The 18,032-nt window shown below is 67.8% G+C and carries 17 protein-coding genes; 12 read left to right on the forward strand and 5 right to left on the reverse strand.

Annotated features, from left to right (window positions below):
- Positions 1 to 37 precede the first annotated feature (37 nt).
- The 4 genes from ACZZZN_RS17735 to ACZZZN_RS17750 all read right to left on the reverse strand — a co-directional run bounded on the left by ACZZZN_RS17735 (position 38) and on the right by ACZZZN_RS17750 (position 4,444).
- Complete coding sequence (locus tag ACZZZN_RS17735; RefSeq protein ID WP_463506451.1) at positions 38 to 949, reverse strand: carbohydrate ABC transporter permease; 912 nt, start codon at positions 947 to 949, stop codon at positions 38 to 40.
- Entirely contained in the window at positions 949 to 1,902 is a 954-nt protein-coding gene (locus ACZZZN_RS17740) for a carbohydrate ABC transporter permease (protein ID WP_463506452.1), read from the reverse strand. Before ACZZZN_RS17740 ends, ACZZZN_RS17735 begins: the two co-directional genes overlap by 1 nt.
- Entirely contained in the window at positions 1,899 to 3,245 is a 1,347-nt protein-coding gene (locus ACZZZN_RS17745) for an extracellular solute-binding protein (RefSeq protein WP_463506453.1), read from the reverse strand. Before ACZZZN_RS17745 ends, ACZZZN_RS17740 begins: the two co-directional genes overlap by 4 nt.
- A gap of 152 nt (positions 3,246 to 3,397) precedes the next feature.
- Positions 3,398 to 4,444 (reverse strand): LacI family DNA-binding transcriptional regulator, encoded by a 1,047-nt coding sequence (locus ACZZZN_RS17750; RefSeq protein WP_463506454.1) that lies wholly within the window; start codon positions 4,442 to 4,444, stop codon positions 3,398 to 3,400.
- 76 nt (positions 4,445 to 4,520) lie between these two features.
- On the opposite strand from ACZZZN_RS17750, the gene ACZZZN_RS17755 reads away from it, so the two are divergent.
- From ACZZZN_RS17755 to ACZZZN_RS17805, 11 genes are all read left to right on the forward strand, one after another.
- Positions 4,521 to 5,780 (forward strand): FAD-binding protein, encoded by a 1,260-nt coding sequence (locus tag ACZZZN_RS17755; RefSeq protein WP_463506455.1) that lies wholly within the window; start codon positions 4,521 to 4,523, stop codon positions 5,778 to 5,780.
- A 68-nt stretch (positions 5,781 to 5,848) separates the two neighbouring features.
- Positions 5,849 to 6,868 (forward strand): LacI family DNA-binding transcriptional regulator, encoded by a 1,020-nt coding sequence (locus ACZZZN_RS17760; protein ID WP_463506456.1) that lies wholly within the window; start codon positions 5,849 to 5,851, stop codon positions 6,866 to 6,868.
- Positions 6,865 to 8,412 (forward strand): sugar ABC transporter ATP-binding protein, encoded by a 1,548-nt coding sequence (locus ACZZZN_RS17765; RefSeq protein ID WP_463506457.1) that lies wholly within the window; start codon positions 6,865 to 6,867, stop codon positions 8,410 to 8,412. Before ACZZZN_RS17760 ends, ACZZZN_RS17765 begins: the two co-directional genes overlap by 4 nt.
- Before the next feature lie 180 nt (positions 8,413 to 8,592).
- The gene (locus tag ACZZZN_RS17770) at positions 8,593 to 9,588 is read left to right on the forward strand and encodes a substrate-binding domain-containing protein (RefSeq protein WP_463506458.1); all 996 of its coding nucleotides are present in this window, start codon (positions 8,593 to 8,595) and stop codon (positions 9,586 to 9,588) included.
- A 95-nt stretch (positions 9,589 to 9,683) separates the two neighbouring features.
- On the forward strand, positions 9,684 to 11,291 hold the full coding sequence (locus ACZZZN_RS17775; protein ID WP_463506459.1) for a sugar ABC transporter ATP-binding protein: 1,608 nt from the start codon (positions 9,684 to 9,686) through the stop codon (positions 11,289 to 11,291).
- Positions 11,288 to 12,355, forward strand: coding sequence for an ABC transporter permease (locus ACZZZN_RS17780; protein ID WP_463506460.1), 1,068 nt, complete (start codon positions 11,288 to 11,290; stop codon positions 12,353 to 12,355). Before ACZZZN_RS17775 ends, ACZZZN_RS17780 begins: the two co-directional genes overlap by 4 nt.
- Entirely contained in the window at positions 12,352 to 13,389 is a 1,038-nt protein-coding gene (locus ACZZZN_RS17785; protein WP_463506461.1) for an ABC transporter permease, read from the forward strand. The genes ACZZZN_RS17780 and ACZZZN_RS17785 overlap by 4 nt, the downstream gene beginning before the upstream one ends.
- A 149-nt stretch (positions 13,390 to 13,538) precedes the next feature.
- On the forward strand, positions 13,539 to 13,829 hold the full coding sequence (locus ACZZZN_RS17790; protein WP_463506462.1) for a type VII secretion target: 291 nt from the start codon (positions 13,539 to 13,541) through the stop codon (positions 13,827 to 13,829).
- A complete protein-coding gene (locus ACZZZN_RS17795; RefSeq protein ID WP_463506463.1) occupies positions 13,829 to 15,139 on the forward strand; it encodes a putative T7SS-secreted protein in 1,311 nt (436 codons plus the stop codon). The genes ACZZZN_RS17790 and ACZZZN_RS17795 overlap by 1 nt, the downstream gene beginning before the upstream one ends.
- Positions 15,136 to 15,633, forward strand: coding sequence for a hypothetical protein (locus ACZZZN_RS17800; RefSeq protein ID WP_463506464.1), 498 nt, complete (start codon positions 15,136 to 15,138; stop codon positions 15,631 to 15,633). The genes ACZZZN_RS17795 and ACZZZN_RS17800 overlap by 4 nt, the downstream gene beginning before the upstream one ends.
- Positions 15,633 to 15,917 carry a WXG100 family type VII secretion target gene (locus ACZZZN_RS17805; RefSeq protein ID WP_463506465.1) on the forward strand — a complete coding sequence of 95 codons (285 nt, stop codon included), beginning with the start codon at positions 15,633 to 15,635 and terminating at the stop codon, positions 15,915 to 15,917. Before ACZZZN_RS17800 ends, ACZZZN_RS17805 begins: the two co-directional genes overlap by 1 nt.
- A 58-nt stretch (positions 15,918 to 15,975) precedes the next feature.
- On the opposite strand, the gene ACZZZN_RS17810 is transcribed toward ACZZZN_RS17805, so the two are convergent.
- Positions 15,976 to 16,821 carry an NAD-dependent epimerase/dehydratase family protein gene (locus ACZZZN_RS17810; RefSeq protein ID WP_463506466.1) on the reverse strand — a complete coding sequence of 282 codons (846 nt, stop codon included), beginning with the start codon at positions 16,819 to 16,821 and terminating at the stop codon, positions 15,976 to 15,978.
- 57 nt (positions 16,822 to 16,878) lie between these two features.
- Here ACZZZN_RS17810 and ACZZZN_RS17815 point away from each other — a divergent pair, with 57 nt between their 5' ends.
- Entirely contained in the window at positions 16,879 to 17,892 is a 1,014-nt protein-coding gene (locus ACZZZN_RS17815) for a LacI family DNA-binding transcriptional regulator (protein ID WP_463506467.1), read from the forward strand.
- The last annotated feature ends 140 nt before the right edge of the window (positions 17,893 to 18,032 follow it).

The following is an 18,032-nucleotide window of genomic DNA, read 5'->3' on the forward strand; positions in this document are numbered from 1 at the left end:
TGTGCGGCCGGTTCTGGCTCTCGAGCCGGGTGGGGGACTACTGACCGCCGAAGCCGCTGGTCGCGACGCCCTTGACGATCTGCTTCTGGAAGATGATGAACACGATGATCAGCGGCAGCGCGGCGAGCACGGCCTGAGCCATGACCTGGGCGTACTGCACTCCGTAGGCGCTGATCACGGTCTGGAGTCCGACCGGCAGCGTCATCAGCGTGGTGTCGTTGATGACGAGGAACGGCCAGAGGAAGTTGTTCCAGGCGCCGATGAACACGAAGATCGCGACGGATGCCAGGATCGGCCGCGAGAGCGGCAGCACGATCGACCAGAAGATGCGCAGGCGGCTGGCGCCGTCGACGCGGGCGGCGTCTTCGAGCTCGATCGGGATCGCGTCGAAGAAGCGCTTCAGGATGAACACCATCGCGGGGGCCACGACCTGCGGCAGGATCAGACCCCAGTAGGTGTCGATCATGTTGAACGCGAGCATCTGGTAGAAGAGCGGGATGATCAGCACCTGAGGCGGCACGACGATCGAGGCGATGACCGCGACGAACAGCCACTTGCGTCCGGTGAAGTCGAGCCGTGAGAAGGCGTAGGCGGCCAGCGCCGAGATCGCCAGGGTGATCAGGGTCACCGCGATCGAGGTCCACAGGCTGTTGAACGCCCAGGTGTAGACGTTGCCCTGCGACAGGATCGCCGTGAACGCCTCGATCGTCGGGCCGGAGGCGCCGATCCACGAGGGGTCGCCGCTGGCGGCATCCGTCTCGGTCTTGAAGGCGGTCGCGACCGCCCAGAGGAACGGCAGCAGCCAACCGATCGCGAGGATGATCAGCACGACGAGCGCGCTGATGCGCAGCGCGCCGAACGGCTTCTGGCCCGGGAGGTGCGAGCGACGGGCGCGCCCGGGCTTGGAGGCGGAGGTGGTGATGGTCTCGGTGAGAGTGGCGGTGGACATCACAGCTGCGACTCCTTCCGGCGGCGCGAGATCAAGGCCTGCGCGACGCCGATGATGACGATGAGGGCGAAGAACACATAGGAGATCGCGGCCGAGTAGCCGAATCGGTAGCTGACGAAGCCTGCCTCGTAGATGTACTGGACGATCGAGCGGGTGGTGTCGCTCGCGACGCCGCCGAGCATCTGGTACGCCTGATCGAAGAGCTTCAGCGAGGCCAGGATCTGCAGGATCAGGATCAGCACGGTCGCCGGTCCCAGCTGCGGGAGCGTGATCGACCAGAACTGGCGCCACGGCCCTGCGCCGTCGAGGGATGCCGCTTCATACTGCTGCGGCGGGATGTTCTGCATCGCCGCGAGGTACAGCAGGAAGTTGAAGCCGACCGTCCACCAGACGGTGGCGATCACGATCGACAGCATGTTGGTGTCGGGGTTCTGCAGCCAGGCCAGAGGCTCGAGACCGAACGCCTCGAGGATGTTGTTCGCGGCGCCGATCTGCGGGTTGAAGATCCAGACCCAGATCTGCGAGATCACGGTCGAGGCCAGCAGGTACGGCATGAAGAACGACAGCCGCCACAGCCACTGGCCGGGGATGCCGCGGTCGACCAGCGCCGCCATGAGCAGCGCGACCACGACGAGCGGCACGGTCGACAGGAGCGTGAACCACACGGTGTTGCCCATCGACTGCCACATCTTGGGGTCGGTGAGCGCTTCGGCGTAGTTCGCGAAGCCGATGAACGACCCGCCGGCGCCGGTGAGCGACTGGTCGGTGAAGCTGAGGATGATGCCGTGCACGATCGGCCAGACGAGGAACAGCGCGAACGCGATCAGGAACGGCGCGAGGAACGCCCAGCTGATGAGCTGCTCGCGGTTGCGGGACGAACCGGGGCGCCGGGTGGGCGAGGCCGACTTCGAGCCGGTGACGATGGTGCGGGTGGAGTCCGTCGCGAGAGTCATGATGCGAACGTCCCCTCGGGGTCGGCCGGGTTCGGCTGTCGCAGCAGCGTGTTCACGCGCGCCTCGAAGCGGTCGATGGCGGCGGCGGGGTCGTCGCCCGAGAGCAGCACGCCCTGCACGGCGGCGCCGAACTCGCCCTGGAAGTTCGATCCCGATCCGGTGAACCACGCGGTGGGGTCGTACACGACGTGCTGCGCGGCCTCGGCGTAGTTGGCCTGCGGGATCAGATCGGCGTACTCGGGCGATTCGGTCACCGGGAGGAACGCGGGGATGTGCCCGGCCTCGGCCCAGCCGAACGAGCCCTTCAGCATGTCGGCGACGAACTGGTAGGTCAGCTCGCGCTTGCGCTCATCGGCGTTGGCCTGGTGCGGCAGCACGAACGAGTGCGAGTCGGCGTACACCGCCGGCGTGCCGTAGAGCGTGGGGATCATGGTCGCGTCGAAGGGGAGATCCGCGCTCTGCATGGTGCGCAGCTCCCAGACGCCGGTGAACAGCATCCCGCTCTTGCCGGTCGCGAACTCGGCGACAGCGCTGCCGTAGTCGGCCTGGGCGAGGGCGATCTCGCCGTCGAGCAGGGTGCGCATGAGCGAGAGGGACTCGACCGCGGCATCCTTGTCGATCACGGCCTTGCCGCCTGGCGGGAGCTCCATCGCGCCGCCGTGCTGCGAATAGAACGTGTAGAAGAGGCGCCACATCTGGGCGCCGTCGCCGAGGTACCCGTACGAGAGCGCGTGACCGTCGGCCTGGCCGCCGATCGTGCGCAGCTGGTCGACGAACTCGTCAGGAGACGATGTCTCCGCGAGGCGCCCATCGCTATCGAGCACGCCTGCGGCATCGCAGATGTCGGTGTTGAACATCGCCACGAACGGATGCGCGTCGAGAGCGACGCTGTACATGTTCTCGCCGACGAAGCCCTTCTCCCAGATCGGCTTCGGGAAGGTCGTGCTGTCGACGCCGAGCGAGGCGAGCCGGTCGAGATCCCAGGTGTCGAGCAGGCCGCCGGGGGCCCAGCCGACCGTGCGCGTCGCGTGCATGATCGCGACGTCGGGGGCGCGGCCGCCGGCGCCCGCCATCGCAAGCTTCGTGTAATAGGGAGTGCCCCAGGCGAGCACGGTGGGGCGGATGCTGTACGCGTTCTGCGCGCTGTTCGCGGTGTCGAGCAGCTGCGACATGGTGACGCCGTCGCCGCCGGACAGCAGATGCCAGAACTGCAGGGTCGTGGTGTTCGCACCGTTCGCGCCGGGAACGGTGCCCGGAGCGCAGCCTGCGAGCAGAGCCGCGGCGGCCGTGACGGAGGCGGCAGTGAGGAACTGCCGCCGAGACAGATCGAGCGGGGGTGTCATCGTCACTCCTTTGTGACTGCGGTCGTGGTGCGTTCATCATTACATCGATGTAATCTCGTCGGCAAGTGCTCCCCGGACTTTCGAATCGCTCACTGTGCAGGTTTCTGGGGCTCGAATCTGCCAAGTGAGCGATTCGAAAGGAGAGCGCGCCGCTACGGCCGGTAGCCGCGCGGAGCGGCATTCGTGCTGTCTCGTTCGAGCAGGTGATGAGAGAGGGTGAGGGCGCGCGGCGGGGCGGCGCGGTCATCCATCCGCGATTCGAGCAGGCCGAGTGCGGCGTCTGCGAACGCGCGGCGATCGAAGGCGACCGTCGTGAGGGACGGCGAGGTGTACCGCGAGAACTCGACGTCGTCGAAGCCGGTGACGATCACGTCGTCGGGCACGGTGACGCCGTGATCATGCAGGGCATGCAGGGCTCCGAGTGCGAGCGTGTCGGTGAAGGCGACGATCGCGTCGAAGGCGACCCCGCGGCGGAACAGGGTCTCGACCCCGGTGGCTCCGCCGGTCATCGACCACGGCATCGGATTGATCTCCAGCGCGGGGTCGGGGGCGATGCCCGCTTCGCGCAGTGCGTCGTGCACGCCGTCGAGGCGAAGCCTGCTCGTGGCCGTGGCGACAGTCGAATCGTAGTCCGCCCCGATCACGGCGACGCGCGTCGCGCCTCGCGACAGCACATGTCGGGTGGCGTCGGCCGCAGCGCGCCTGCTGTCGATGCGCACGTGGTCGGCCCGGTGCTGCTCGACCTCGCCGATCACCACCAGCGGCGGCAGGCGGTCGGCGAACTCGAGCACGCTGTCTTCGAGCCGGATGGGGTTGAGGATCAGACCGTCGACCAGATGCGCGCGAGCGCGGGAGACGAGTTCCCTCTCGCGCGCGGGATCTGTCGCCGTCTCTTCGATCTGCACCGCGAGGCCGCGCTCGTGTGCGGTCTCGACGATGCGGTGCAACAGCTCGGCCGAGAACGCGGTGGCGAGGTCGGGCAGGGCGACGGCGATGATGCCCGAGCGTCCCTTGCGGAGACCTCGGGCGTTGAGGTTGGGCACGAAGTCGAGCTGCGCCATCGCGGCCTCGACCTTGACGCGGGTCTCCTCGCGCACCGAGACGGTGCCGGTCACCACGTTCGAGACGGTCTTGATCGAGACTCCGGCCAGTGCCGCGACGTCCTTCATGGTCGCTCGAGGCGGCGGCGTCGCTGTCATGCGGTCAGCCTAGCCCGGCCCGTCGGGCACCCCGGTCCATCGTTGTAGGCCGCACGGGCGTGGCTATCATGGCGCCATGACGATCGAACGCAACTGGGCAGGAAACCTCACCTACCGAGCATCCGGAGTGGAGCACCCCGCGACGATCGATGAGCTTCAGGCGGTGTTCGCGCGCGGCGGGTGGGTGCGGATGCTCGGATCGCGGCACTGCTTCAACGACATCGCCGACACCGACGGCGTGCTGATCGCTCTCGACCGGATGCCGAGGGTGTTCGAGGTGAACGAGGCGCGCGACGCCGTGCGCGTCTCGGCCGGCCTGCGCTACGGCGACATCGCCCCCCTCCTCGACGCCGAGGGGCTGGCGCTCGCGAACCTCGCCTCGCTGCCGCACATCTCGATCGCCGGTGCCGTCGCGACCGGCACGCACGGCTCGGGCGACGCCATCGGCTCCCTCGCCAGCGCGGTGCGCGCGCTGACGATCGTCACGCCCTCGGGCGCGGTTCACGAGTTGCAGCGCGGTGACGACGACTTCGACGGTGCGGTCGTCAGTCTCGGCGCGCTCGGGGCGGTCGTCGACGTGACCCTCGACGTCGAACCGACGTATGAGGTCGCGCAGCATGTGTTCGAGCATCCGTCGTGGGATGCGATCCTCGCCGACTTCGACGAGGTGACGAGCATCGGCACCAGCGTCAGCATCTTCTCGCGGTGGGAGCACACCGACGTCGCCGATCAGATCTGGGTCAAGCAGCGTCAGCCCGAGGCGCGCGAGATCGCCCGAGCCGATCTCTTCTCACGCATCGACGGCGAGCCGGCGACGGCGAAGCGGCATCCGATCATCGGGGTCGATCCGGTCGCGTGCACCGAGCAGCTCGGGGTGCCCGGGCCGTGGTTCGAGCGTCTCTCGCACTTCAAGCTCGAGTTCACCCCGTCGGCCGGCGCCGAGATCCAGAGCGAATACCTCGTGCCTCGCGCCGATGCGGTCGCCGCGATCCAGGCGGTGCGCACGCTCGCCGGTCAGATCGCGCCGCTGCTGCTCGTGAACGAGATCCGCACTGTCGCCCCCGACTACCTCTGGCTGAGCTCGTCGCAGGGCACGGATGCCGTCGGCATCCACTTCACCTGGAAGCCCGACGAGGCGGCGGTGCGTGAGTTCCTGCCGACGCTCGAGGCCGCACTGCCCGAGACCGCCCGCCCGCACTGGGGCAAGGTCTTCACGCTCGATGCCGCTCAGGTGCGCGCGCGCTACTCGCGGTGGGACGACTTCGCCGCGCTCGCCGCCCGATTCGACCCCGAGCGCCGGCTCGTGAACCCGTACCTGGAGCGCCTCGGGCTGTAGCGCGCTCCATTGCACCGCCCCGGTTGTTCTCGGTAACATTCTCCGAGGCTCGGCCGACGGAGGTGTGCATGGCGAACGTCGGTTCAGACAAGCCCAATATCCGTCAGGTCGCGACCATCGCGGGTGTCTCGCACATGACGGTCTCGCGGGTTCTCAACGATCACCCGAACATCAAGCCCGACACCAAGCGCCGTGTGCTCGAGGCGATCGAGGAGCTCGACTACCGCCCGAATCTCGTCGCGAGGGCTCTCGCCACCCAGCGCACCCGCCGCATCGGCGTGATCGTCGAGAGCGCGGTGGCGCACGGCCCGACCAGCATTCTGCGGGCCGTCGAGCTCTCGGCGCGCGCCACCGGGTATTCGGTCACTCCGATCGCTCTGCACGAGGGCGACCCGCTGTCTCCCCAGGAGGCGGTCGACCATCTCGTGACGCAGGGGGTCGACGCGCTGTGCGTGATCGCGCCCCGTTCGTCGTCGGTGGCTGCGCTGCGGCGCATCGCGATCACCGTGCCCATGCTCGTCGTCAAAGCCGACGCGGACCCGACCTTCCTCACCGTCTCGATCGACCAGCACGCCGGCACGACGTCGGTGGTCGATCATCTCGTCGCGCTCGGGCACCGCGACATCCTGCACCTCTCCGGCCCGCTGGACTGGCTCGATGCGCGAGCGAGGGAGCGCGCGTTCCACACGAGGGCCAAGTCGTGGGGCATCCGGGAACGGCCGATCGTCGTCGGAGACTGGTCGGCCGACTTCGCCTACGACTTCGCGAAGGGCCTCACCAGGCTGCCGGACTACACGGCCATCTTCGCCGCGAACGACGACATGGCCATGGGGCTGATCCACGGTCTGCACGACAGGGGCTTCGAGGTGCCGAGGGACCTCAGCGTGGTCGGGTTCGACGACGTCCCGCTGGCGCGGCACTTCATCCCTCCGCTCACGACAGTGCGTCAGGACTTCGGAGCGCTGGGTGTCGCGGTGGTCGAGATGCTGCGCGCGGCGATCGAGGGCCGTGACATCCCCGCGCTCACCCGCATCCCGACCGAGCTCGTCGCTCGCGACTCGTCGGCCGCACCCAGGGAGGTGCGATGACACCCGACCATGGTCCTGAGCCGGTGGTGCGGCTCGAGGGCATCACGGTCGAGTTCCCGGGCGTGCGCGCGCTCGACGGCGTCGACTTCCGCCTGTTCCCCGGTGAGGTGCACGCCGTGATGGGCGAGAACGCCGCGGGCAAGTCGACGCTCGTCGCGGTGATCACCGGCACGCTCCCTCCCGACGAAGGCGTGGTCTGCGTCGACGGCGAGCCGCGTCGCTTCTCGGGAGTCGCCGACAGTCGGGCGGCCGGCATCGCGACGGTGTTCCAGGAGGCTCAGCTGAGCCCCAACCTCAGCGTGGCCGAGAACGTGATGCTCGGGCGAGAGCGACGGGGCCGGTTCGGCATCGACTGGCGTAGGACCAGAGCGGATGCCGCCGAGGCGCTGGCCAGACTGGGGCTCGACGATCTCGACCCGAAGACGCCGCTGTCGCTGCTGACGCCGGCGCAGAAGCAGCTGGTCGCGCTCGCTCGCGCGGTCGTCGACGACCCGAGGGTGCTGATCCTCGACGAGCCCACGTCGAGCCTCGACGTCGCCGAGGTCGCCACTCTGATGCGGGTCATCCGGGGCCTCCGTCAACGAGGGGTCGCGATCCTGTTCATCTCGCACTTCCTCGAGCAGGCTTTCGCGATCAGCGACCGCATGACGGTGCTGCGGGGTGGGCGCCGCGTGGGCGAGTACGCGACGCGCGATCTCGACCGAGCCGATCTGATCTCGAAGATGCTCGGCAAGGACATCGACAGTCTGAGAGCGCTCGGCTCCGAGCGCAAGGCACACCACTACGCGTACGACGGAGAGCCGGCGATGCAGGCGTCCGGTGTCGGTCGACGCGGCGAGCTGGAGCGGATGGACGTCGAGATCCAGAGGGGTGAGATCGTGGGGCTCGCCGGCCTCCGCGGCTCCGGTCGCACCGAACTCGCGTCGCTGCTCAGCGGTTCGGTGCGCACCGACAGCGGAGAGCTCTGGGTCGACGGCGAACGGGTTCAGCTGCGGAGTCCCTCGGCCGCACTGCGGCACCGCATCGCGCTGTCGGCTGAGAATCGGGGCACGCAGGGCATCATCGGCGATCTCACGGCGCGCGAGAACATCATCCTGTCCTTGCAGGCGCTCCGTGGATGGACTCGTCCGCTTTCGCACGCCGAATCGAGCGGGCTCGTGGAGACGTACGTCGAGGCGCTGCATCTCGACCCTGCGGATCTCGACCGCCCGGTCGGCCACCTGTCGGGGGGAACGCAGCAGAAGGTGCTTCTCGCTCGGGCGCTGGCGGTGCGCCCGCACGTGCTGATCCTCGACGAGCCCACCCGGGGGATCGACATCGCGGCGAAGGTCGAGGTGCAGCGCCGCATCAGCCAGCTCGCCGGAGACGGCGTCGCCGTCGTGTTCATCTCGTCCGAGCTCGAAGAGGTCGTGCGGCTGAGCGATCGCATCATCGTGCTGAAGGACCGCGAGAAGATCGGCGAGCTCAGCAACGGTCCGGGCGTGACCGTCGACACCGTGGTCGAGATGATCGCGGCCGAGTTGAGCCACGCCGCCGAACTGTGATCGGTAACAATCTCGAACCGGGCCGATAGGCCCGATTTGGTAACGACCTCTTGTGTTTCGGAAAATGTTCCCGGTAACATCGCCGCAGGACATGCGAAGTCGCTGTCCTGCAATCACGACAGGACCATGACTGGTCCGCCACCGCCGGAGTGACCACCGGCATCTCAAAGAGGAGAAACAATGTCCGCGAAGAAGCGCATCCGCGTCGCGTTCGGCCTGGCAGCAGTCGGCGCACTCACCATCGGCCTTGCGGCCTGCTCGTCGGGCGACTCGGGCGGCGACGGGGGCGGCTCGGAGGAGATCACGACCGTCGGCTTCGTCGCCGTCGGTCCCGAAGGCGCCTGGCGCGAGGCGAACGAGTCGAACATCCAGGACACCTTCACGGAGGAAGCCGGATACGAACTCAAGTACGCCCCCGCCACGAACCTCGACCAGAAGTCGCAGATCGACGCCTTCACATCGTTCGTCGATGAGGGCGTCGACGTCATCCTGCTGTCGGCCACCGAGGCGTCCGGCTGGGAGGACTCGCTCAAGCGCGCGCAGGAGGCGGAGATCCCCGTCATCCTGCTCGACCGAGGCATCGAGCCCGACGACGACAGCCTGTATGTGACGCGCATCGCTCCCGACAACGTCGAGGTCGCCAAGGAGGTCGGCACCTGGGCTGCGGCCACGTTCCCGGATGGCGGCAACTACGTCGTGCTCGAGGGTCCGGCGGGCGTGGGCGTCGTGAACGAACGCAACACGGGCTTCGACGAAGGCCTCGGCGACTCGTCGCTCACGAAGCTCGACGCGCAGACCGCGAACTGGTCGGCGGAAGAGGGCAAGAGCGTCTTCGAGACGATGCTGAAGTCCTCGGGCAACGACATCCAGCTCGTGTTCGCGCAGAACGACGAGATGGGTCTCGGTGCCGCTCAGGCTGCCGAGGAGGCCGGCCTCGTCGTCGGCGAGGACGTCAAGATCGCCACGATCGACGGCACCAAGAACGCCATGCAGGCGCTCGCCGACGGCCAGCTCAGCTACGTGCACGAGTACAACCCGCTGTTCGGTGAGACCGCGCTCGAGGTCGTCGAGAAGACCCTCGCGGGCGAGGATGTCGACTCATACATCGTCGTGCCCAGCGAGGCATTCGACTCTGCCGAGGCGGCGCAGGCCGTGCTCGCGGATCGCAAGTACTGACCGACCACCGAACCCGACGCCGGAGTGATCCGGCAGCGAGCCCGGGTGGGGCAGGAGCACTGCACCACCCGGGCTCTGCGGACGGAGATACAGCGATGAACGAAGCACTGCCCATCGTCGAGATGCGCGGGATCTCTATCGAATTCCCGGGCGTGAAAGCCCTCGACGGAGTCGATTTCCGGCTGTTCCAGGGCGAGGTCCACGCGCTCATGGGAGAGAACGGCGCCGGAAAGTCGACCCTGATCAAAGCACTGACCGGTGTCTACCGGATCGATTCCGGGTCGATCGTCGTCGCAGGGCAGGAGCGCAGCTTCGGCGGCGCCGGCGACGCGCAGGATGCCGGGATCTCCACGGTCTACCAAGAGGTCAATCTCGCCCCGAACCTCTCTATCGGCGAGAACGTGATGCTCGGACACGAGTCTCGCGGAGTCTTCGGCATCAACTGGACGGCCACGCATCGAGCGGCGACCGAGGCCCTCGACCGCCTCGGGCTCGGCCACCTCGACACCCGCAAGCCGTTGTCGACGCTCTCGATCGCGCTGCAGCAGCTCGTCGCCATCAGTCGCGCGATGGCGATCAAGGCCAAGGTGCTCATCCTCGACGAGCCGACCTCCAGCCTCGATGCCGCCGAGGTCGAGGGCCTGTTCACCGTGATCCGGGCTCTGCGCGACCAGGGGGTCGCGATCCTCTTCGTCTCGCACTTCCTCGACCAGGTCTACGCGATCAGCGATCGGCTGACGGTGCTGCGCAACGGGCAGTACGAGGGCGAGTACCTCACCCGTGACCTCGACCGCCATGCCCTCATCTCGACCATGATCGGCAAGGACCTCGACGCGCTCACGTCGCTCGGGGGCAACCGCCGCCGCGCACCGCGCGACGTCGACGAGAAGCCGCTGCTCGCGGCATCCGGCATCGCGCGACGAGGCGCGGTCGAGGCGACCGACCTCGACATCCGCCCTGGCGAGGTGATCGGCTTCGCCGGTCTTCTGGGCTCGGGCCGCACCGAGCTCGCCCGACTGCTCTATGGGGCGGATCGTCCCGACGAGGGGACCATCGAACTGCACGGACGCCGGGTCGATCTCAGATCGCCAGCCGATGCGCTGCCTCGCCGCATCGCCTTCTCGACTGAGAACCGCCGTGACGAGGGGATCATCGGAGACCTGTCCGTGCGCGAGAACATCATCCTCGCGGTGCAGGCCGAGCGCGGCTGGGCGCGGCCCATGAGCCGCAAGGAGCAGGACGCGATCGTCGACCGTTACATCGAGCAGTTCCACGTCCGTCCCGCCGACCCCGACCGGATGATCAAGAACCTCTCGGGCGGTAACCAGCAGAAGGTGCTGCTCGGGCGCTGGCTCGCCACGCAGCCCGAGCTGCTGATCCTCGATGAGCCGACCCGCGGCATCGACGTGGGTGCGAAAGCTGAGATCCAGGAGGCGGTGGCCGAGCTCGCCGAAGACGGCGTCGCCGTGGTGTTCATCTCGTCCGAGCTCGAAGAGGTCGTGCGTCTCTCCGAGCGGATCATCGTGCTGAAGGACCACCGCAAGATCGGCGAGATCCAGAACGGCCCCGATGTCACCGCGCAGGTGATCGTCGATGTGATCGCCGCTCACGGAGTGGAGGCCGCGGCCGAGACGCTCGACGACACCGACGGCGCCGTGCCCGATAGCATCGCCCCCACGACCGACAAGGAGGCAGCGCGATGACCGCGTCAGCCGGCACCACCATCTGGCGGGATCTGATCCACAAGCCGTTCTTCTGGGGCATCGTCGCGATCCTCGCGCTGCTCGCCCTGAACGTGATCAAGGACCCGACCTACCTCGCGCTCTCGATCAACCCCAACAACGGCAACCTCGTCGGCAACCTGATCGACATCCTGCGCCAGGCGGCGCCGATCATGATGATCGCGATCGGGATGTCCCTCGTGATCGCCACCGGTGGCATCGATCTCTCGGTCGGCTCGCTGATGGCCGTCGCCGGGGCCGTCTCGATGGAGTTCCTCAGCGCCGCGGGCGACTCGTTCGGTGCGGCGCTCGCCGCGGTCGGACTCGCGTTGGTCATCACCGGCATCCTCGGGGCGGTCAACGGTCTGCTCGTCGCCTATGTCGGGCTGCAGCCGTTCATCGCGACACTCGTGCTCATGCTCGCGGGCCGCGGCATCGCAAAGGTGATCACCGGCGGGCAGAACACCACCGCGTCGAACGATGCGTTCCGATGGATCGCGAACGGCTTCGTGATCGGCATCCCGGTGGTGTTCATCCTCGCCGTGCTCATCGTGATCGCCGTCGGCTGGGTCGTGAGGCGCAGTGCGCTGGGGCTCATGATCGAGGCGATCGGCATCAACCCCCGGGCCAGTCGCATGGCGGGCATCAAGCCGAAGGGCCTGCTGCTCACGGCGTACATCATGAGCGGCCTGCTCGCGGGGATCGCGGGGATCATGTCGGTCGGCAGCGTCATGACGGTCGACATCTCGCGCACCGGATATCAACTCGAGCTCGATGCGATCCTCGCGGTCGTCATCGGCGGCGCATCGCTGGCCGGCGGCAAGTTCTCGCTCAGCGGCGCGTTCGTCGGAGCGCTGCTCATCGCCACCCTCGACAAGACCGTGCTGTATCTCGGGGTCTCGTCGTCGGCGACGCCGGCGTTCAAGGCCATCGTCATCGTCGTGCTGTGCCTGCTGCAGTCGCAGCGGGTGCGCAGCTGGTTCCGCTCACGTCGCAAGGCTCGACCGGTCGAACAGATCATCGCGAAGGAAGAGGTGTCCGCATGAGCGTCGTGACCGCCACCCCCGCCCCGCAGGCGACCGAGACCGTCGTCGATCGCGTGCGCCGCATGGTCACGGCGAACCCGTCGGTGCTGCCGACGATCGCCTCTGTCGTGATCTTCGTCGGCATGGTGATCTTCGGCGAGCTGGCCTACGGTCGCATCCTGCAGTTCAACACGCTGTCGAACCTGCTCATCAACAACGCGCACCTCATCGTGCTCGCCGTCGCGTTGACCTTCGTGATCCTCACCGGCGGCATCGACCTCTCGGTGGGCTCGATCATCGCGGTGTCGTCGGTCGCCGGCGTCATGCTCTCGAATGCCGGGTGGAACGCCTTCGCCGTGATCATCGCGATGATCGGCATCGGCATGCTCTTCGGCGTCGTCTCGGGGATCCTGATCAGGTACTTCGGTGTGCAGCCGTTCATCGCGACGCTGGCGATGATGTTCCTCGGGCGCGGCCTCGCGTCGCTGCTCAGCACCAAGCCGGAGCGACTCGGTGAGGAGTCGCCGATCCGGTGGATCGGCACGCAGCTGAAGATCATCGACGGTCCCAAGGTCAACGACCTCGTGATCACCCCCGCGGTGCTCGTCGCGGTGATCGTCGTGGCTGCCGCGTTCTTCGTGCTGCACCGCACCCGCACGGGGCGGACGGTGTATGCGATCGGCAGCTCCGAGAGCTCCGCTCTGCTGATGGGGCTTCCCGTGCAGCGCACCAAGGTTCTCGTCTACGTGATCAGTGGTGGCCTGGCCGGTCTTGCGGCGGTGCTGTACACCGCACGGCTCGGAACCGCGCAGAACATCACCGGCATCGGGTGGGAGCTCGACGCGATCGCCGCCGCGGTGATCGGCGGCACCGTGCTGACGGGTGCGTACGGCTACGTGCTCGGCTCGGTCGTCGGCGCGCTGGTGCTCGGACTGATGAACGTGCTGATCACGCGCGACGGCGGCATCCCACCGGAGATGACGACGATCATCACCGGCGGCATCCTGCTCGTGTTCGTGCTGCTCCAGCGGGCGGTGACGCGCAAGCGGGAGTAGCTCCGTTCCCTCGTCCGAATGGCCTCCGATCCACCAGGTCGGGGGCCATTCGTGTTTCTGCATCCCTGAACACCGAAATATAGCAAGTGGGCATCCTTTCTGTCGTCATATGACGACGTAATGTCGTTCATCGTGACGGTGCAACCACGATGACGGATGTCGAGACCGACGAGCTCCGAGTCTTCGCGAAGAAGGCCGCGGCGGTGCGAGAGGACTTCGGCTCGTCGGTTGTCGCGCAGTCTTCGGGGCTGGGAGCGGATCCGGTCGAGGCCGCGGTGGCCCGGTTCGGGGAGACCTGGACGACTGCTCTCGGGCGACGCCTCGAAGACGTCGACACGCTCGTGGAGAATCTTCGGCAGACGGCCGAGGTCTTCGACCGTGGCGATGATGCCGCGCGCAGCGAACTCGACCAGATGATCTGGTCTGAGAGCGACTTCTGATGTCCGAGCTGGGGATGACGAACGACCCGGTCGCTCTGGTGCCCGGATCGTGGGCCGCGGTGCACACGATCGCGTCGGCGTGGCGGTCGCGGTCCGAGGCGGCGACCGCACTTCGGGATGGGTTGCGGGGCGTCGAGGTCGATTCGGCATGGACGGGCTACCCGTACGAGAAGTACCTGGAACGCGCCGAGTACGTGCGCTCATCGTGGACGAGGTGCGGCGAGCACCTCATGAACGGCGCAGCAGCCCTGTCGACATATGGCGATGCACTGCAGTGGGCGCAGGATGAGGCCGCGCGCGCGATCGACCTGTGGGAGCAGGCGGAAGCGGAGACGATCGTCTCGCGTCAGGCGCACCAGGTGAAGGTGCGCGAGCTCGAGCGCGACCTCGGCCTCCGACACATCGAACTCGACGTCCCGTTCGTCGATGGTGGCGCGGACCTGCGCACACAGGCGGTTGACGTCTTGACGAACGCACGGGGAGTGCTGGATCGCTACGCCGTCGACGCCGCGAACGCCCTCCATGATGCGGCGGATGCGGCGCCCCTCGAGACACCGAGACGCGCGGAGAGCTCGAAGAACTGGGCGGTCGCCGGGGCGGTCGGCGCGGCGATGTTCGAGACAGTGGTGCTGAACCCGGCGATCGACCAGCTCAACTTCATCGCCTCGATGGGCAACGCCCTCCTCAACCACCCCGACATCCTGCTCGAGCTTCTGGGTGGGGTCGCCCTCGTGGTCGGCGGCGGAACGATGATGGGCGGCGGAGGCGCGCTCGCGGTCACCGGTGTGGGTGCGGTGCCGGGCGGCGGCGTCGCTTGGGCCGGAGCGGGCGTCGGCGGAGCCGGCCTCGCCACCGCCGGGCACGCCGGGACGCGATGGATGAACGAGGCCACGGGCGACGACGCCGTCTCCGTCGCCCAACGCCCACCCCCTCACCCCGAACATGGGGGTCGTGACATCAAGGGCCAGTACAACGGCGACGGGCAACGCCCCTGGGTCGACACCGAGAAGATCGGGCTCGATGAAGTCGCTAGCGATACCGGGTACGACATCATCCGCGACAAGGTGCGTGCGACCATCGACGGGTATTACAAGCCCGGCGCGACGACTGAGCAGCACCGGTACTACGACGGCCTATACAAGAATCCCGACGGCACCTACACCGGCGTGGAGGTCAAGGGAGGAACCGGGAGTCGGGACGTATATCAGAGAGGATTCGACAGCACGGTCAGCCCTGATCGTCCAGCCACAGCAGTCATCAACGGCGAGAGAATACAGATCACCAAAGTGATACTGAAGGAAGTCAAGTGACGAAGCCCACACACATCACCCAGAGGAACGGACGTTCCCGCGGCGCGCTCCTAGACGATTTCCGTCCGTACTCCGAACAGATCCGGTTCGTTCTGCTTCAGATGAACGGATCCTCGTTCTGGGCCTACAGTTTGTGGCGAGCGCCGGAAGGTGCTGATCTGCTGGACAGCATCCCATTCAGCGAGGAGTACATGCAGTGCGCCGGCACCGCCGACGCGCTGGCGCTGGAAGTCCGCCGCATCGAGCCCGACGGCACCCCCCACCAGTACGCGATCGGCAAGCCCGGTGGCGATCGCACAGGCGAGCCCACCGAAGTGATCCACTACGACGACGGTCGTCACAACACCACGATCTACCCGCAAGAGGTCTTCACCGCCGACGAGGCGGCGGTCGTCTTCTACACGTACTTCCTCACGAATGAGGTGTCTCAGCCCTACGAGCTCCGTGACCTCCACCTGAGCTGGCCGAAACCTGAATCGGGTGAGGGCGACTGATGCGCATCCGCGTCGACCACGAACCGCTCGCGCAGTCGATCGCGGACCTCGCCGATACCGCGCAGCAGGTCCGAATGATTCTCGGGGCCCTGGACTCCGAGGTCTCCGAACTGAAGCAGTCGTGGACCGGGCACGCCCGAGAGGCCTACTCCCGCGCTCAGCGCGATTGGAAAGAGTGTGCCGACGGTATGCAGACCGCACTCGCCAGCGCTGCGACCGCTGCGGCCCGCGCGCAAGCGCGAACTCGCGAGGCCGAAGCCCGGGTTGCCCGCCTCTGGAACTGACTGCCAGCGCGAAGGAGCAGCCTCGTATTGCCGCTTGGCGCGACGACTGGACCCGCGGTCAGACGTGGTCGCGCCAGGAGTGCTGCGGGTCGAACCCCAGCACCCGTCGGGCCTTGTCGATCGACAGCAGCGTCTCGTTCGGTCCGAACTCGCGGGCGACCGGCACATCGGGGAAGACCTCGGCGAGCAGCTCGGTGTTCGGGCGCGACATCACCGTGTCGGCCGCCGCGATGATGAAGTTGTCGAAACCAGGGGCTGCGACTTCGAGGGCACGCTGCACCGCCTGCGCGCCGTCGCGCGCGTCGATGTAGCCCCACAGGTTCCACTTGCGGCGCAGGGCGTCGGCGTCGAAGTCGGGGAACTCGGTGTAGTCCTCGGGGTTCATCACGTTCGAGAATCGCAGGGCGGTGATCGACAGGTCGGGATGCCAGCGCACGAGCTCTCGCGCCAGCTGCTCCTCGAGCGTCTTGACGAGCGAGTACACCGACTCGGGGCGGGCGGGGTAGTCCTCGTCGACGGGCACATAGGGCGGCGGCACATCGAACGGCAGGCCGAGGACCGTCTCGCTCGACGCGTAGACGACGCGGCGGATGCCGAGGCGCACCGCCGCCCAGAAGACGTTGAACGTGGCCGGCATGTTGTTGTGGAAGGTCGCGACGTCGCTGCGGATGCCGGGAGCCGGAATCGCGCCCAGGTGCACGACGGCGTCGATGCCGTCGTGGCGGTCGCCAACGGCCGTAAAAGCATCCACGACCTGGCCATAGTCCGTGAGATCGACCTGTACGAAGCCGGGGCCGCGGGTGCCCGCGACGTCCATGCCGATGACCTCGTGACCGCCGGCGCGGAGTTCCCGCGCGACGACGCTACCGAGCTTGCCCGATGATCCCGTGAGTGCGATGCGCATGTCACCAGAGTGGCACGAAGGCGAGGTGCCGGGGCCGCTCGGCATACACTCGTCGGCGTGAGTGACACGAGCAGCGAGCCCCGCCGAACCGTCGGCGTGCGCGACGTCGCCGTACTCGCAGGGGTGTCTCGACAGACGGTGTCGCGGGTGCTGAACGATCACCCGGAGGTCGCTGCGGAGACCCGCGAACGGGTGCTCGCCGCGATGACAGAGCTCGGCTACCGCATGAACAACGCGGCCAGAGCGCTGGGCACCCGGCGCTCCCGCACCCTCGGAGTGCTGGCCACCGACGCACTGCACTACGGCCCCTCGCGCAGCATCGCCGCGCTCGAGGCCTCGGCCCGCGAGGCGGGCTATTGGCTGAGTGCGGCCTTCGCGGATGCGGGGGATGCGGATGCCGTGGTCGCCGCGGTCGACCACCTCGTGATGCAGGGGGTCGAGGGCATCGTCGTCGTCGCCCCGCACGCGCACACCCTCGACGCGCTCGACGCTTTGCGCATCGACGTACCCGTCGTGACCCTGCACGCAGCCGACCGGGGTGCGCGTGGCCTCTCGGTCGACCAGGCTGCGGGAGCCAGGCTCGCCGTCTCGGCGCTCGCCGACGCCGGGCACACGCGCATCGCGCACCTCGCCGGACCCGCTGACTGGCTCGAGGCCGAGTCCCGCACCGAGGGGTTCGCCGCCGAGCTCGCCGCCCGTGGACTCGTCGCGGGCCCTGTGTTCGAGGGCGACTGGACGGCGGGATCGGGCTACGCGGCGGCCGACGCCGTGCGGGAGTCGGGCGTGACTGCGGTGTTCGCCGCCAACGATCAGATGGCCCTCGGGCTCCTCGGCGGTCTGCAGGAAGTCGGACTCTCGGTGCCCGCCGACATCAGCGTGGTGGGCTTCGATGACACCCCGGACGCCGCGTACTACTGGCCGAAGCTCACGACTGTGCGACAGGACTTCTCTGAGTTGGCGCGCCGCGCGGTCGCGGCGGTGCTGGCGGGCAGCACCGGAGCTGCGGCATCCGAGCTCCCTCCCGTGGAGCCCGTGCTGGTAGCTCGCGATTCGGTCGCGCCGCCGCGCTGAGCCGGGCCGGTGTGTGCGGGGTCAGTTCTGCACGTGCTGCGCCGTGCGGGGTCAGTTCTGCACGCGAACCCGCCGGATCCGATGCGACAGTGACCCCGCCCGAGGCGGAGGTGCGACAGTGACCCCGCACGAGGGGGAGG

It is taken from the genome of Microbacterium sp. AC145, from assembly GCF_979258505.1.